Source organism: Aromatoleum sp. (genome assembly GCF_036675785.1).
Taxonomy (GTDB): Bacteria; Pseudomonadota; Gammaproteobacteria; order Burkholderiales; family Rhodocyclaceae; genus Aromatoleum.
In genome coordinates this window covers 1-14,266 of sequence record NZ_JAKFEF010000013.1, presented here as the reverse complement: position 1 = coordinate 14,266, position 14,266 = coordinate 1, and the positions used below count along the sequence as shown (strand labels likewise).

Genomic DNA, 14,266 nt, shown 5'->3' with positions numbered 1-14,266 from the left:
GCCCTGCGTGCGCATTCTTCCACGCGGCTTTTCCGGGTGCCAGCGCGGCCGCCATGGGAATGACATTTGCTGCGGACGCACGCCGGCCGCCGGACGGACCGGAGCGGCGACAGGAAAACCCGGGAACCGAAGGAGCTGCGCTGATGAAGGCACTGTGCTGGCACGGCAAGAAGGACGTCCGCTGCGACGACGTCCCCGACCCTCGCATCGAGGATCCGCGCGATGCGATCGTCAAGGTCACGAGCTGCGCGATCTGCGGCTCGGACCTGCATCTGTACGACGGATTCATGATGGGGATGGAGGCCGGGGACATCCTCGGGCACGAATTCATGGGCGAGGTCGTCGAGGTCGGTTCGGCCGATCACCGCCTCGCGGTGGGCGACCGCGTCGTCGTGCCATTCACGATCTGCTGCGGCGAATGCGAGCAGTGCCGGCGCGGCAACTTCTCGGTCTGCGAGCGCACGAACCGCAACAAGGCGCTCGCCGAGAAGATGTTCGGCCACGCGACGGCGGGGCTCTTCGGCTACACGCACCTGACGGGCGGCTACGCCGGCGGCCAAGCCGAGTACGTGCGCGTGCCGTACGCCAACGTCGCGCCGGTGAAGATCACGAACGGGCTGACCGACGACCAGGTGCTGTTCCTCGGCGACATCCTGCCGACCGGCTGGCAGGCGGCGGTGCAGTGTGACATCCAGCCGACCGACACGGTCGCGATCTGGGGCGCGGGGCCGGTCGGGCAGTTCGCGATCCGCGCCGCGGTGCTGCTCGGCGCGAAGCAGGTCGTCGTGATCGACAACGTGCCGGAGCGTCTCGGCATGGCCGAGGCGGGCGGCGCGACGACGATCGACTTCGACCACGAAAGCGTCATCGAGCGGCTCAACGACCTGACCGGCGGCAAGGGGCCGGAGAAATGCATCGACGCGGTCGGCATGGAGGCGCACGCGACGCGCTCGCTCGACTCGCTGTACGACCGCGCGAAGCAGGCGATCATGCTCGAAACCGACCGGCCGCACGTGTTGCGCGAGATGATCTACGTCTGCCGCCCGGCCGGCACGCTGTCGGTGCCGGGCGTCTATGGCGGGCTGATCGACAAGCTGCCGTTCGGCGCGCTGATGAACAAGGGGCTGACCTTGCGCACCGGCCAGACGCACGTCAATCGCTGGACGGACGACCTGCTGCGCCGTATCGAGGAAGGGCAGCTCGACCCGTCCTTCGTCGTCACGCACACCGTCGCGCTCGAGGACGGACCCGAGATGTACAAGACGTTCCGCGACAAGAAGGACGGCTGCATCAAGGTCGTCCTGAAGCCATGAGGAGAGCGACGATGAATGCCTACAGGCCTGCAACGAACGCCGCGCGGCGCCGCCAACGCGCCGTGCGCGCGACCGCCCGCGGCATCGGCTGGCTCAGCATCGGCGTGGGCGTTGCCGAATTGCTGATGCCGCGCACGCTCGCGGGCGCAGCCGGACTGCGCGGGCGGGAAGGGATGGTCCGAGCCTGCGGCGTGCGCGAGATCGTCACCGGCATCGGGATCCTCGCAGCGCGTCGGCCCGGCCCGTGGCTGTGGGCGCGCGTCGCCGGCGACGCGCTCGATTTCGCGACCGTCGGAACGCGCGCGGGCCGGCGCGGAAACCGCAGCCTCGCGCTCGCGGCGATCGCCGGCGCGGCGATGCTCGACGCCGGCTGCGCGAGCGCGATCGACCGCATCGAGCGCCGCGGCAAGCCGCCGCTGCGCAACTACAGCGACCGGCGCGGCCTGCCGCTGCCGCCGAACGCGATGCGCGGCGCCGCGCTCAAGGACTTCGAGATGCCGCCCGACATGGCCACGCCGGCGCTGCTCGCGCCGTGGCCGCCGACCGCGGCGATCCTCTGATCGGCGACAAGTGAAAAGGCCGCTGCCCCAGTTGGGACAGCGGCCTTCGATCCGGCGCTCGGCGGCGCCGTCACACGTCACACGTGATGGTGCCCGCGATCGAACACCTTCTTGACGAGGTAGGCGCCGGCGGCGACGGCGCCGGTCGTCATCAGCAGCGTCGACGTGTGCATCGTGCGGACGCCGTTCATCGCGATCTCGCCCGCATGCGGCGTGGCCAGTTCGAGGCGGCGCTTCATCATCTCGCCGCCGAGATCCGCGAGGTGGCTGCCGAGCAGGCGCTCGGCTTTCGGCAGCAGGATCGTCTCTTCCTCCGCGACGTGACGCAGCACGTCGCGCATCAGCGTCATGAAGGTCTCGTCGTAATCCATGTCGGTCGGCTCCATCATGCGCAGTTGCGCGATCAGGCGGCGGTGCTCCTCGTGCTCGCTGACCGCCTTGTCGACCGTGCCACCTTCGGCCATCGCCTGGCGCATCGCCGGGTAGAAGATCTCCTCTTCGAGTTGCGCGTGGATTTCGAGCGACAGGCAGGCGCTGTTGACGAGCGCCTTCTTCGTCTGTGGCGCGGTGTCCGTCTCGTATTGATGGAAGATCGACAGCACGTGCGTGTGGTCGGTGCGGATCTGGTGCGTCGCGGTCGGCGCGAGCTTGCGCATGAGCGGGTTCATCGTCTCTCTCCGGTCGGTTCGGGGGGCCTGCGAGTCCGCAATCGCCGTTCCCGGTGGCGGCATTGCCGGACCGCCCTCAAGCCAGCGCATCGGGCGGGCACGAGCGCGCAAGGGGAGGCGCCTCGCGCCGGCGGCGGCTTCGCCCGCGATGCCGACGGCACATTCCGCTCCGGTAAGTCTTACAGCCGGCTTGTAGATATCGGAACCGGCCCCTTTTGTCGCCGGCCCGGTCACCGGACCGTGATCGTGATCTTCCTCGACGAAATCGGCGGGTTGTGCGGGATGTGCTTGTCGTCGCCCATCAGCAACTGCAGCGTATGCCGGCCGGGCGGCAGTTCGAGCATCGTCTCGGTCTCGCCGGCGCCGAAATGAAGGTGACTGCGGTCGGACGGGATCTCCTGGTCGGCCGGCGGCAGGTCGGTGTCGACCAGCAGGTGATGGTGGCCAGTGTTCGGGAATTTGACGTCCTTCGGCGCGACGCCCATGTTGCGCAGGCCGAACCAGACCCGGAATGGTTTGCCGGCCGGCAGGACCTGCCCGTCGTTCGGCCACCCGATGTACAGATGGGCGTCGTGCGGCGCCTCGGTCGGGCCGGCGACGGCGGCGCCGGCGAACAGCAGCACCGCTGCGGCGGCAACGAAGGGCATGTGGAGGCGCTTGTCCATCGATTCGCTCCCGGTTCGTTCGCTCGTGACGGCGAGACGCGGCAGGGGGCGCCCGTCAGGGCACCGTGATCGTGATCTTCTGCGAAAACACCGGCGGATCGTGCGGCGTATGGTTGTGGTCGCCGAGGAGCATCTGCAGCGTGTGCTTGCCGGGCGGAAGCTCGATGCGCGCTTCGGTCTCGCCGGCGCCGAAGTGCAGGTGGTTCCGGTCGGACGGGATCTGCCGGTCGGTGTTCAGCTCGGTGTCGATCAGCAGGTGATGATGGCCGACGTTGGGCAGTTCAACGCCTTTCGGGCAGACGCCCATGTTGCGCAGTCCCATGCGCACCCACAGCTTGCCGCCCCCAATCACGGCGCCGTCCGGCGGCCAGATGATGTACGCCTCGGCGTTCTCCGGAGAGGGAGTTCCGGCGGCCGAGGCGGACGCCAGGTTTGCTGCCGCCAGCGCGGCGAGCGCGATTTCCCTGAACATGCTGGGCAATCCTCCCAGAGAAATGTCCGGCGAATCCGGCCGCGCAGGACTGCTTCGCGTCCGGTTCAAACCGATTGCCTAACCAAGATTAGGACGGAAGTCGCGGGAAAGATACATATAATGAACCGAGAAACAGGCCTGATTCCGGGCCAGACTTCGACCGCCGCCCCGCCGCCGGGGCCCGGCCGCGAACCTGTCTCCCTCCGCGCGAACTCCGTGCCGGTGGCGTACTGAATCGATTTGCAGCGGCGGAGAATTCCCCGTTTTCCGCCGCCGGCGACATCCTCAACGACAAGACAAGCGAGGTCTGGACGTGTGGCGAGAACTGCTCATCGTTGGCGCATGCGCGACGTTCGTTTCCGGCGCAGTCGAAGCGGGGTTCGGGACGGCCGAACCGGACGAATCCCCGGCGGTCGCGCTCGACGCCCACGCCGCGTCACGGCGTGTTGCGCTGGTCATCGGCAACGCGCGCTACGCGGGCGATCCGCTCGTGACGCCGGTCGAGGATGCGGACGCGGTCAGCCGGACCTTGCGTTCGCTCGGCTTCGAGGTCGTCACGCATGTCGATCTCGACGCGCGGCAGATGAAACGGGCGATCGCCGACTTCCACGCGCAGCTGCGGGCGGGCGGGGTCGGCCTCTTCTATTTCGCCGGGCATGGATTCCGCGTCCATGACGAGACGCTCCTCGCGCCGGTCGACGCCGACCGCCGCGCCCCGGCGGGCCTCGTCGCGAAGGGGGTCGCGCTGCGGGATGTGCTCGACGGCATGGCGGCGCCCCGGCCGCGCCGGCTAAATCTCGTGATCCTCGACACTTGTCGGAACAGTCCGTTCGCCGGTGCGCTGTCCGACGCGGCCGAAGCGCTGCCCGACGACACGCTCGTCGCCTATGCGGCGGCGCCCGGCGGGCTCGCCGCGGACGGCGTGACGGCGGGGACATTCACCGATGCGTTGCTGCGCACCGTCGCCGTGCCCGGAGCGGGCATCGAGCACGCGCTGCGGCGGGCCGCAGCGACCGTCGCGCGCGACACCGCGGGCGCGCAGACACCGCGGATCTCGTCGTCCCTGACGGCGGAATTTGTGCTGGCCGGCAGCGCCTCGAGCGGGCTTGCGCTGCCGGCGCCGCTCGCGGCGGTCGTAGCGGAAAACGTTCCCGACGGCACGCGGACCCGGGGCATCCTGCCGAAGGACAGCGCCGAACAGTACGAGCTCGCGTTCTGGGACTCGATCAAGGACAGCGAGCACGCGAGCGATTACGAGGCTTACCTGAAGGTGTATCCGAACGGTCGCTTCGCGGCGCTCGCCCGCGCGCGCATCGAGCGCCTGCGCGCGGCCGCGCCGAAGACCGACACGCCGGCGAAGGCGCCGGCAGCGCCGAAAGCGGAGACGCCGGCGAAGCCTGCGGCGCCCGCAGCCGCGCCGCGGACACCCGCCGTGCCCGAGCGTGCGTCTCCGGCTCCCGCGCCACAGGCGGCGAAACCCGCGGCCCCGTCGCAGCTGAAGGAAATCAAGGACTGCCCGGCCTGTCCCGCGCTGGTCGAGTTGCCGCGCGGCGAGTTCGGCATGGGCAGCAACACCGACGATCCGTCGGAGCGGCCGGCGCACCGCGTCACGATCGGGCGCCCGTTCGCGATCGGCAAGTACGAGGTCACGAACGAGCAGTGGGCCGCGTGTGTCGCCGCGGCCGCGTGCGCGAAGCTCGCGGGCGACGACGCCGCGATGAAGAACGCGCCGGCGCGTGACCTGAGCTGGAACGACGCGCGGCAGTACGTCCAGTGGCTGAGCAAGACGACCGGCAAGTCCTACCGGCTGCCGACCGAGGCCGAGTGGGAGTACGCAGTCCGCGGCGGCACCGCGACCCGTTACTGGTGGGGCGCGCAGATGGCGCCCGGCAAGGCGAACTGCAAGGACTGCGGCGAACCGTGGAACCAGGACGGGCCGGCGAACGTCGGCTCGTTCGCGCCGAATCCTTACGGGCTGTATGACCTGAACGGCAGCGTCTGGGAGTGGGTCGCCGACTGTTGGCACAGCACGTACAAGGGCGCGCCGGACGACGGGCGCGCGTGGGACGAGGCGAACTGCCGCGCCCGCGTCATCCGCGGCGGCTCATGGCGCGAAGGGGCCGACTACATGCTGGCGTCGACGCGCTTCAAGTACGACGCCAGCGTGCGCCACTCGCAGAACGGCTTCCGCGTCGCGCGCGACATGGACTAGGCACCGGGCGTTCAGCCTCCGCGCGCCCGCGTCGTGATCTGCACGAAATCGGCGCGGATCTTGTCCGCGCCGTGTTTTTCGGCGATCTGCTGCAGCCGCTCCTCCACCGCGCGCAGGTAGTCCGGGCGCGCTTCGTACTCGGGCCGCAGCGTGTCGAACAGCGGCTCCGGCGTCGTCACCAGCACGATCAGCTCGGTGCCGAAAGGCTTCGAGATCGTCCATTGAGCGAGCGTGCCGATCTCGGCCGAGTAGCGCGGCGGCGCACGGTTCGCCGTCGCGCGCGGGCTCGGCACGAGGTGGGCGACGTTGCCGTCGAGCACGTAGTAGTCGACGTTCACGTAGGACTCGTACGCGGGCGTCGTCACGTCGATGACGAGGCGATCGCCTTCGGTCAGTTCGCGGCGGTTTGCGTCCATGCGCACCGACGCCTCGCCGCCCGCCTGCTGGTTCGCCGCCCAGTAGCGGCCGAAGGTCTCGAGGATCGGGCATTTCTCGTCGGTGACCGTCTGCACGTCGGTCTTCAGCGTTGCGACGCCGGGAATCGCGCCGAGCGCGTCACGCAGTCGCGGGACGCCGAAACTGCCGGGAAGATAGCCCTGCACGTTCAAGGTCGTGCCGTCGACCGACGCGGTGAAGGCGGAGCACGGCACGCCCGCGAGCACCGGTGTGACGGCGGCGAGCGACAGCGGCGGGGGTTCGGGCGGCTCTGCGGCGGCGGGAGGTTCGGCCGTCGCGGACGGGGCTTCGACGGGCGGGACGTCCTCCTCGGGGACGACCGCAGGCGGTGCCGAGCCAGGGCCGAGCGTGCCGGACGGTTCGCGGAGATAGAGCAGCGCGAGCGCGACGAGCGCGACCGCGGCGACCCCGACGATCCCCGCTGCCGCCGGCGTCGTGACGCGACGCTCGGGGTTCATGCCGGCGAGGAACTGCGCGACGGTGGGGGTGCGCGCTTCACGTTCGAACGCGAGTGCGTTGCGCAAGGCCCGCCATTGCCGCGCCGGCAGCTTCTTCGGGCGTTGCGGGCGGAGAGCGGCCGCGCGCGCCTGCGTCGCCGGCAACTGGCCGAACGGATGCGCGCCGGTCAGCAACTGGTAGGTGATGCACGCGAGCGCGTAGATGTCGTCGCGCGGATCGGGTTCGCGGTGTTCGAGGATTTCCGGGCTCGCGTACGCAGGCGTGAGGCCGCCGAGCGTGCCCGCGTCGAACACCGTCGCTTCCGCTTCCTCTTCCGAGCGGCGGAAAACGCGCGCGATGCCGAAGTCGATGATCTTGACCTGGCCCTTGTCGGTGACGAAGACGTTCGCCGGCTTGAAGTCGCAATGGACGAAGCCGCGCTCGTGCGCGTACGACAGCGCGTTGCCCATGCCGACGATGATCGGCAGCGCCTCCGGATACGCCAGACCGTGGAAATCGGGCGCGCGCAGCCGGCGGCTCAGCGGCTGTCCCGACAGGTACTCCATCGTCAGATAGACCATCGAGCCGTCGCGGTCGAAGTCGTACACGGTGACGATGTTCGGATGCGCGAGCGTCTGCGCCTTGCGCGCCTCGCGCTGCAGCGCGATCAGCGATTTCGGATGGCCGCGGAACTGGACGTTCAGCACCTTGATCGCGATGTACGGGTTGCGGTCGGACGCTTCGAGCTTGCGCAGGTCGAGCGCCTTGTACACCGTGCCCATCCCGCCGAAGCCGAGACATTCCTCGAGCAAGAAGCGGCCGTTGACCGTGTCGCCGACGCCCTTGACGCGTTCGGGTTCGGCGGCGGCGCCCGGCGTAGCCGCCGGGCCCGGCGGGGTGGCCCCGCGGATCAGCATCCGCGTCTGGTCGTCGTTCTCGCCGTGCCCGGGGCCCGCGAGGTGCTCGATGCGGCGATGCACTTCGGCATAGACGTCGGGCGGCAGCGGCACTTTCGTGTGCTCTTCGCTGAGGATTTCGAGCAGGCGCGCCGAGTCGCTGCGCTCGGCCGCAAGCGCCTGATCGACCTGCGCGAAGAACTCGTTCGGAGAAAGACCGCCGGCCTGAAAGGCATGCAGCGCGTGTGAAAGGCTCGCCATGCGCTTCCCCTCAGCCGGCCTGGAATCTCCCGGGCTCGGACTCTCGTTCGCTGCGGATGACGAGGACGAGCCGGGCGAGCGCGGGAGTCGGACGATATGTGCGTCGCGGCGTGAAGTCGGACGAAGGGAGCAACCGCGGCGTCACCAGCATGGATTCCTCAATCGGGGTTCAAGAAAAATATAGTCCATCTCGAACGGCTTGGCCGCGGCGCGGAAAGCGACCGGAAGTGCGGAGCCGGGCGGAGCCGGCCGAGCGCGGTGGCGGACCGGACGCGGGGGCCGGACGGCGGCTGGTGCACACGTGGGCGGAAGAGGTGTTTGCATTTTGCGGACAGGAGTACCGCAAGATGTTCGGCGTTGCCCACCAACGCAGTCGCCCTTGCCTCCGGCCGTCGCGTCCTGAATTCGGTGCGATCAGAATTAAAGTCAATAAAAATCAAGTGCATACGGTGTTTGCAGAGCGACCCTCCGCGCTCTGGCACGCTCTCTGCGATAGGACTGTCGAGCGCACCGAAGTGCTCGAATCAGACCCCCAACCCAAACGACGTACCAGGAGAACCGAGATGAAAACGCTGACGATCAAGGACCTTTCGATCACCGAAGAGCTGGGCCACGACGCGATGAGCGAAGTGCGCGGCGGCATGAAGCTCGCGCATTACTACCCGTGGTATGGCTACTCCGACAGCTCCGTGAAGAACTTCTCGTTCGATGCCGCCCAGCAGATCGACCAAGGACAGCAGGTCGTGACGGACGTCAACAAGAACGTCGCGGTGCTCGGCGGCATGGCGTCGCCGTCGGTGCCGGTTACTGCGACGCAGCACGCCGACATCACCAACAACGTTACCTTCTGATTTCCCTCGGGCGCGGAGGCCGGGCGCCTCCGCACCGCCCGACGATTCCAAATTCCTCCAGGAGAACTGCAATGACCACACTGACGATCACCGACCTTTCGATCACCGAAGAATTGGGCCGCGATGCGATGAGCGATGTGCGCGGTGGCATGAAGATGGCGCACTACGGCCTGTACCCGTGGTACGGCTCCTCCGACAGCTCCGTGAAGAACTTCTCGTTCGATGCGGTCCAGCAGATCAACCAGGGCCAGCAAGTCGCAACGAACGTCAACACCAACGTCGCCGTGCTCGGCGGCATGGCGTCGCCGTCGGTGCCGGTCACCGCGACGCAGCACGCAGACATCACGAACAACGTGACGTTCTGACGAAGCGACCGCAGGGGCGGCGGCTTTCCGCCTGCCCCTGTCCCGACCTCCCCCCGCCGATGCCGTCCGCGACGATGCGAACCGTTGGAAAGCTGCCGAGCGACACGGACCGCCGGAACCGCGTGTCCCGGCCCCGGTCGAATTTCGGTGGACCTGCGGGTCCGGCGGAAGCGGGAGGACGGGGAATGCGAAACACGGCGATCATTCCCGAATCCGATGGCCCGGTAACGGCCTATCTCGAAGTGACGGGGAGCGGCAAGGTGTTCCCGCTGCACGATGAAGTGGTCATCGGCCGGGAAGCGCAGGACTCGCTCGCGTCCGACCGCTTTCTGTGCATTCCGGACCACACCGTCAGCCGCCGCCACGCGCGCGTGTGCCTCTCCGGCGCCGAGTATTTCATCGAGGACCTGCATTCGTTCAACGGCACCTTCGTCGGCGGCGAACGGCTGACGCCGGGCACGTGGCATCCGCTGCACGACAGCGACGAAGTGTCGGTGTCGTCCGCGCAGCTCGTGTTCCATTCGCTGCTCGTCCCGGTCCGCGAAAGCCAGCCGACGGTGATCAAGCAGACCGTCGACGCGACGCAATACGCGCGTCCGCTGGAGACGCCGGCCGATGACGGCGAAGGCGACCCGGAGGTCACGATCCGCAAGCTGCACGCGATGGCGCAGGTCGGCATCGCGCTCGGCGCGGTGACGGATTCCGCGACGCTGATCGAGAAGATCATGAACCTGATCTTCGAGCTGTTCCCGCTCGCCGAGCGCGCGTTCATCCTGCTCGCGAAGAACGACGGCGAAGCGCCGGTTCCGGTCGCCGCGCGGCGGCGCGACGGCACCATCGAGGACCCGGCGTCGGTGCGGATCTCGCGCACGATCGTCGACGAGGTGCTGAACAGGAAGCTGTCTATCCTTTCCGTCGACACCCTCGCCGATCGGCGTTTCGGCCGCCAGGAATCGATCATCGCGCAGGCGATCCGCAGCGTGATGTGCGTGCCGCTGCTGCTCGAAGGCGACGTGCTCGGCCTGGTCCAGGTCGACACGTCGTCGGACCCCTACGCGTTCAAGGGGCCGGACCTCGAGATGCTCACCGGCGTGTGCGCCGAGATGGCCGTCGCGCTGAAGAACTTCCAGCTCTACTCCGACATCGAGCGCCTCCTCGACGGCTTCGTCCGCGCGTCCGTGCAGGCGATCGAGGAGCGCGACCCGGTGACCGCGGGGCACTCGTTCCGCGTCGCGAGCTACGCCGAAAACCTCGCAAAAGCCGTCGATCGCGCCGATGGCTCCGAGCTGCGCGCGGTCCGCTTCACCGGCGAGCAGTTGCGCGAGATCCGCTACGCCGCGCTGCTGCACGATTTCGGCAAAGTCGGCGTGCGCGAGCACGTGCTGCGCAAGGAGAAGAAGCTGCACCACGCCGAGATGCGGCGGCTCGAGCAGCGCTTCGAATACGCGTGCGCGAGCCTCGAACGGCAGGCGTACCGCGCGCTCGCCGAGCGGCACTGCGAACACGGGCTCGACCTCGCGGCGTTCCGCGACGAAAAGCGGCGCCTCGACGAGCGGCTGCGCGACGAGTTCGCGCGGCTCGACGGCTTCCTCGCGACGATCCGCCGCGCGAACGAGCCGGCGATTTCGCGGACCGAGCGCCTGCCCGAGCTCGACGCGATCCTCGACTACCGCTTCGAGGACGCGGCGGGCGGCCGCGTGCCGCTGCTCGACGCCGAAGAGTTCCTGGCGCTCAGCGTCGCGAAGGGCTGCCTGACCGCCGACGAGCGCAGGCAGATCGAGGCGCACGTCGCGGACTCGTATTCGTTCCTGATCCTGATCCCGTGGACGCGCGACCTCGCCGGCGTGCCCGCGATCGCGCACGGCCACCACGAAAAGCTCGACGGTTCGGGTTACCCGACGGGGTTGCGCGGCGCGCAGATCTGCGTCCAGACGCGGATCCTTACCATCTGCGACATCTACGACGCGCTGACCGCCGGCGACCGGCCGTACAAGAAGGCGGTGTCGCTCGAAGCGGCGCTCGACCTCCTCGACGCGGAGTGCCGCGCGGGGCACCTCGACCCCCGGCTGTTCCGCGTGTTCGTCGAATCGAAGGCGTGGGCCGCGGCCTGACGCCTTGCACCTGACCCCGGAGCGAACGATGCTGCGCCAACCGACCCTCCCGTCCGTCCTGCAACGCCGCGCCCCCGTGCCGCGGAACGCCGGGAGCGACGGCTACCGGGGCGGGTGCGCGCCGTCGCGCACGGTCCGCTTGGCGCTCGCCGGCCTCGCGGCGACGCTGCTCGCCGGCTGCGCCGGGCTGGTCGACGTGCCCGAGCACGCGCGGCCCGAGACGCCCGAGAAGACAGCGTGGTCTCGCCCGGCGGTGTTTGCCGCGGACACGATCGCGCCGGACTGGTGGCGCGCGTTCGGCGACCCCTACCTCGACGGGCTCGTCGACCGCGCGATCGCCGGCAACTTCGACGTCAAGATCCTCGCCGCGCGCATCCAGGTTGCGAACGCACAGATCGACGAGGCGCGCGCCGGCGCGCTGCCGACGCTCGACATCGGCGCGGGCGCGAGCTTCGAGAAGACCACCGGCGAGAAATTCTCGAAGACGTTCAACCTCGGCACGCAGGTGAACTGGGAGGTCGACGTCTGGGGCAAGGTCGAGAAGGGCGTCGAGGCGCAGACCGCCGAATACCGCGCGACCGAGGCCGACTGGCGCGCGGGCTATCTCGCGCTGGTGTCCGATGTGTCGTCGACCTACTTCCAGATCCTCCAGCTCGACGAGCAGATCGACCGCCAGCAGCGCGCGCTCGAGCGCAGCCGGCTGATCCTCGACACCTACACCGCGATGCACGGCCAGGGGCTGATCCCGAAGACGCAGGTGCTGCGCCAGAGCGCCGAGAACAACCGGCTGACGCACGACCTGATCGAGCTGCGCCGCGCTCGCGAGCTCGCGGGCCACGCGCTCGCGACGCTGCTCGGCGTGCCGGCCGGCGAATTCACGGTACCTCCGGGCCACCTGCAGGACCGCGTCCTGTTGCCGGCGGTGCCGGCCGGGCTGCCGTCGGAACTCCTCGGCCGGCGGCCCGACATCGTCGCCGCCGAATTCCGCGTGCTCGAAGCGTACGACCTCGTCGGGCAGGCGAAGCTCGCGCAGCTGCCGTCGATCAGCCTGACCGGCCGCGCCGGCACGTCGAGCTTCGCGCTCGGCGACCTGCTGAAGTCCTTCACGTTCGGCTTCCTGCCGAGCATCAACATCCCGGCGTTCGACCCGGGCATCAAGGCGCGGCTGAAGACGAGCGAGGCGCAGACGAAAGTCTTCGAGCACGAATACCAGCGCACCGTGATCGGCGCGTTCGAGGAAGTCGAGAACGCGCTGACGAATCTCGACGCGCACAAGCAGCAGCGCCTCGAGTTGCAGCAGCAGATCGAGCAGTTGCAGGTCGTCGCGGAGCAGATCGCCGCGCAGGTGCGCGAAGGCGTCGTGTCGCAGCTCGAAGTGTTCGAGACCGAGCGTTCGCTGTTGTCGGCGCAGCTCGCGCTGCTCGCGAACCACCAGCAGATCCTCGCCGACACGGTGACGCTGTACAAGGCGCTCGGCGGCGGCTGGCCCGTCGTCGAGGTCGCGAACGCGCCGCGATGAGCGCGCGAGCCGCGGGTCGCGTCGAAGGGCGCGGCGCGGGCCGATCGTTGACGAGCAGCGGAACGAGGCGTGCATGACGGTATCCGAACATGACCGATGACGGCGCGTTCATCGCCGAAGCGAGCGCTGCGGCGGGCCGGGAGACTTCGGTGCTCCTGCGCGCGGTGTCGCACCCCGAATTCGGCGACATCCTGATCGACGCGACGCCGTTCGCGGTCGGGCGCAACGAGTTGCCGTTCGCGTCGTACGACAAGGACGTCGTCGCGGCGCTGTCGCGCCGGCACGCGCGGATCTTCTGGGAAGGGGGCGAGCTGTACGTCGCCGACCTCGGCAGCAAGAACGGCACGAAGGTCAATGGCGCGGCGGTCGCCGAGAGCGCGCGCCGGCTGCACGAGCGCGACGAACTGCGCTTCGGCGACCTGTTGACGTACCGCGTCAAGCTGCTGCCGCGCGCGCGGACGGCGCGCAAGGCCGGCACGTTGCTGAGCCTGACGCTCACGCCCGAGCGCGACGACCTGCTGCTCGAACCGATCGTCATCACGCGCTTCCCGTTCCTCGTCGGCAAGATCGACGACGTCTTCGCGCGTTACAAGGACGCCTATCCGCACCAGGTGACCTACGTGTCGCGGCGCCATGCGCACATCTTCCTGAAGGACGACGTGCCGTTCGTCGAGGACCTCGGCAGCACGAACGGGACTTTCGTCGGCGGCACGCGGCTCGACGAGCGCGCGGTCGAGCTGCACGACGGCGATGTGCTCGCGTTCGGCGGCAGCCACTTCGTCTACAAGGTCGCTCTGCAGCGCGAAGTCGAGACCGAGCCGACGCTGACGCGCTTTCGCCCGCCCGCGCCGGCCGCGGATGCCGGCAACGCCGACAAGACGACCTTCGTCGCGGCGCCGGACTCCTTCCTCGACATCTTCTGTCTCGCGCCGCCGCCCGCGGACGAAGCGCCGGCCGAGTCGGCGGCAAAGGGCGACGACGCGGCCCGCCCCGCGCCGCAGCGCCAGCGCCGCGCCACCGTGTTCGCACGCGAATTCGGCCGGGCGTTCGCCGGCGACGACCGTCGCGCCGGCCGTCGCGCGCTGAAGTGGGGCGTGCCGGTTCTCGCGCTGGTCGCCGCGGCCGCCGTCGGGCTGCGGTTCGCCGGCAACGACGAGCGCGAGCTCGAGGCGCTGGTCGCCGACGGCGACTATGCGCGCGCGGCCACCGTCGCCGACGCGCAGCTCGCAAGCGATCCGGACGACGCCGGGGCAAAGACGATCGGCGCGGACGCGATCCTGAAGGCGAAGCTGCCGGAGTGGATCGGCGACATCGAAGACGGCAAGTTCGACGTCGCCGCCGCTTTGCTCGCCGACATGAAAGCGCGGGTGCCGCACAACGCGGAGGCGCAGGCGCTGCTCGGCGAACTCGACTGGGTGGCCGACATCGAGCGCTTCGTCGCCGAACGCGGCGGGCCGGACGCGCCGATCGACATCTACG

The 14,266-nt window shown here is 69.2% G+C and carries 12 protein-coding genes; 8 read left to right on the top strand and 4 right to left on the bottom strand.

Translation table 11 applies throughout. The features are described from left to right. The first annotated feature begins 143 nt into the window (after nucleotides 1–143). Together V6M37_RS03030 and V6M37_RS03025 are read left to right on the top strand one after the other, a co-directional pair. A complete protein-coding gene (locus tag V6M37_RS03030; protein ID WP_332670958.1) occupies nucleotides 144–1,313 on the top strand; it encodes a zinc-dependent alcohol dehydrogenase in 1,170 nt (389 codons plus the stop codon). A gap of 11 nt (nucleotides 1,314–1,324) precedes the next feature. Then, a complete protein-coding gene (locus tag V6M37_RS03025; RefSeq protein ID WP_332670957.1) occupies nucleotides 1,325–1,873 on the top strand; it encodes a hypothetical protein in 549 nt (182 codons plus the stop codon). A gap of 77 nt (nucleotides 1,874–1,950) precedes the next feature. Here the strand turns inward: V6M37_RS03025 and V6M37_RS03020 are convergent, their stop codons facing one another. The 3 genes from V6M37_RS03020 to V6M37_RS03010 all read right to left on the bottom strand — a co-directional run bounded on the left by V6M37_RS03020 (nucleotide 1,951) and on the right by V6M37_RS03010 (nucleotide 3,678). Continuing rightward, entirely contained in the window at nucleotides 1,951–2,541 is a 591-nt protein-coding gene (locus tag V6M37_RS03020; RefSeq protein ID WP_332670955.1) for a hemerythrin domain-containing protein, read from the bottom strand. A 230-nt stretch (nucleotides 2,542–2,771) separates the two neighbouring features. Beyond that, complete coding sequence (locus V6M37_RS03015; protein WP_332670953.1) at nucleotides 2,772–3,206, bottom strand: DUF4399 domain-containing protein; 435 nt, start codon at nucleotides 3,204–3,206, stop codon at nucleotides 2,772–2,774. 55 nt (nucleotides 3,207–3,261) lie between these two features. Continuing rightward, complete coding sequence (locus V6M37_RS03010) at nucleotides 3,262–3,678, bottom strand: DUF4399 domain-containing protein (protein WP_332670952.1); 417 nt, start codon at nucleotides 3,676–3,678, stop codon at nucleotides 3,262–3,264. Between the two features lie 313 nt (nucleotides 3,679–3,991). Here V6M37_RS03010 and V6M37_RS03005 point away from each other — a divergent pair, with 313 nt between their 5' ends. Next, nucleotides 3,992–5,890 carry an SUMF1/EgtB/PvdO family nonheme iron enzyme gene (locus V6M37_RS03005; protein ID WP_332670950.1) on the top strand — a complete coding sequence of 633 codons (1,899 nt, stop codon included), beginning with the start codon at nucleotides 3,992–3,994 and terminating at the stop codon, nucleotides 5,888–5,890. Between the two features lie 11 nt (nucleotides 5,891–5,901). Here V6M37_RS03005 and V6M37_RS03000 read toward each other — a convergent pair whose 3' ends face one another. Next, nucleotides 5,902–7,941 (bottom strand): serine/threonine protein kinase, encoded by a 2,040-nt coding sequence (locus tag V6M37_RS03000; RefSeq protein ID WP_332670949.1) that lies wholly within the window; start codon nucleotides 7,939–7,941, stop codon nucleotides 5,902–5,904. A gap of 563 nt (nucleotides 7,942–8,504) precedes the next feature. On the opposite strand from V6M37_RS03000, the gene V6M37_RS02995 reads away from it, so the two are divergent. The 5 genes from V6M37_RS02995 to V6M37_RS02975 all read left to right on the top strand — a co-directional run. Next, nucleotides 8,505–8,792: a hypothetical protein gene (locus V6M37_RS02995; protein WP_332670948.1), complete on the top strand. Its 288-nt coding sequence runs from the start codon at nucleotides 8,505–8,507 to the stop codon at nucleotides 8,790–8,792. 71 nt (nucleotides 8,793–8,863) lie between these two features. Continuing rightward, a complete protein-coding gene (locus V6M37_RS02990) occupies nucleotides 8,864–9,157 on the top strand; it encodes a hypothetical protein (RefSeq protein ID WP_332670946.1) in 294 nt (97 codons plus the stop codon). A gap of 185 nt (nucleotides 9,158–9,342) precedes the next feature. Then, nucleotides 9,343–11,268: an HD domain-containing phosphohydrolase gene (locus tag V6M37_RS02985; protein ID WP_332670944.1), complete on the top strand. Its 1,926-nt coding sequence runs from the start codon at nucleotides 9,343–9,345 to the stop codon at nucleotides 11,266–11,268. A gap of 28 nt (nucleotides 11,269–11,296) precedes the next feature. Next, on the top strand, nucleotides 11,297–12,787 hold the full coding sequence (locus V6M37_RS02980) for an efflux transporter outer membrane subunit (protein ID WP_332670942.1): 1,491 nt from the start codon (nucleotides 11,297–11,299) through the stop codon (nucleotides 12,785–12,787). 89 nt (nucleotides 12,788–12,876) lie between these two features. After that, on the top strand, nucleotides 12,877–14,266 hold a 1,390-nt coding region (locus V6M37_RS02975), incomplete at its 3' end, for an FHA domain-containing protein (protein WP_332670941.1).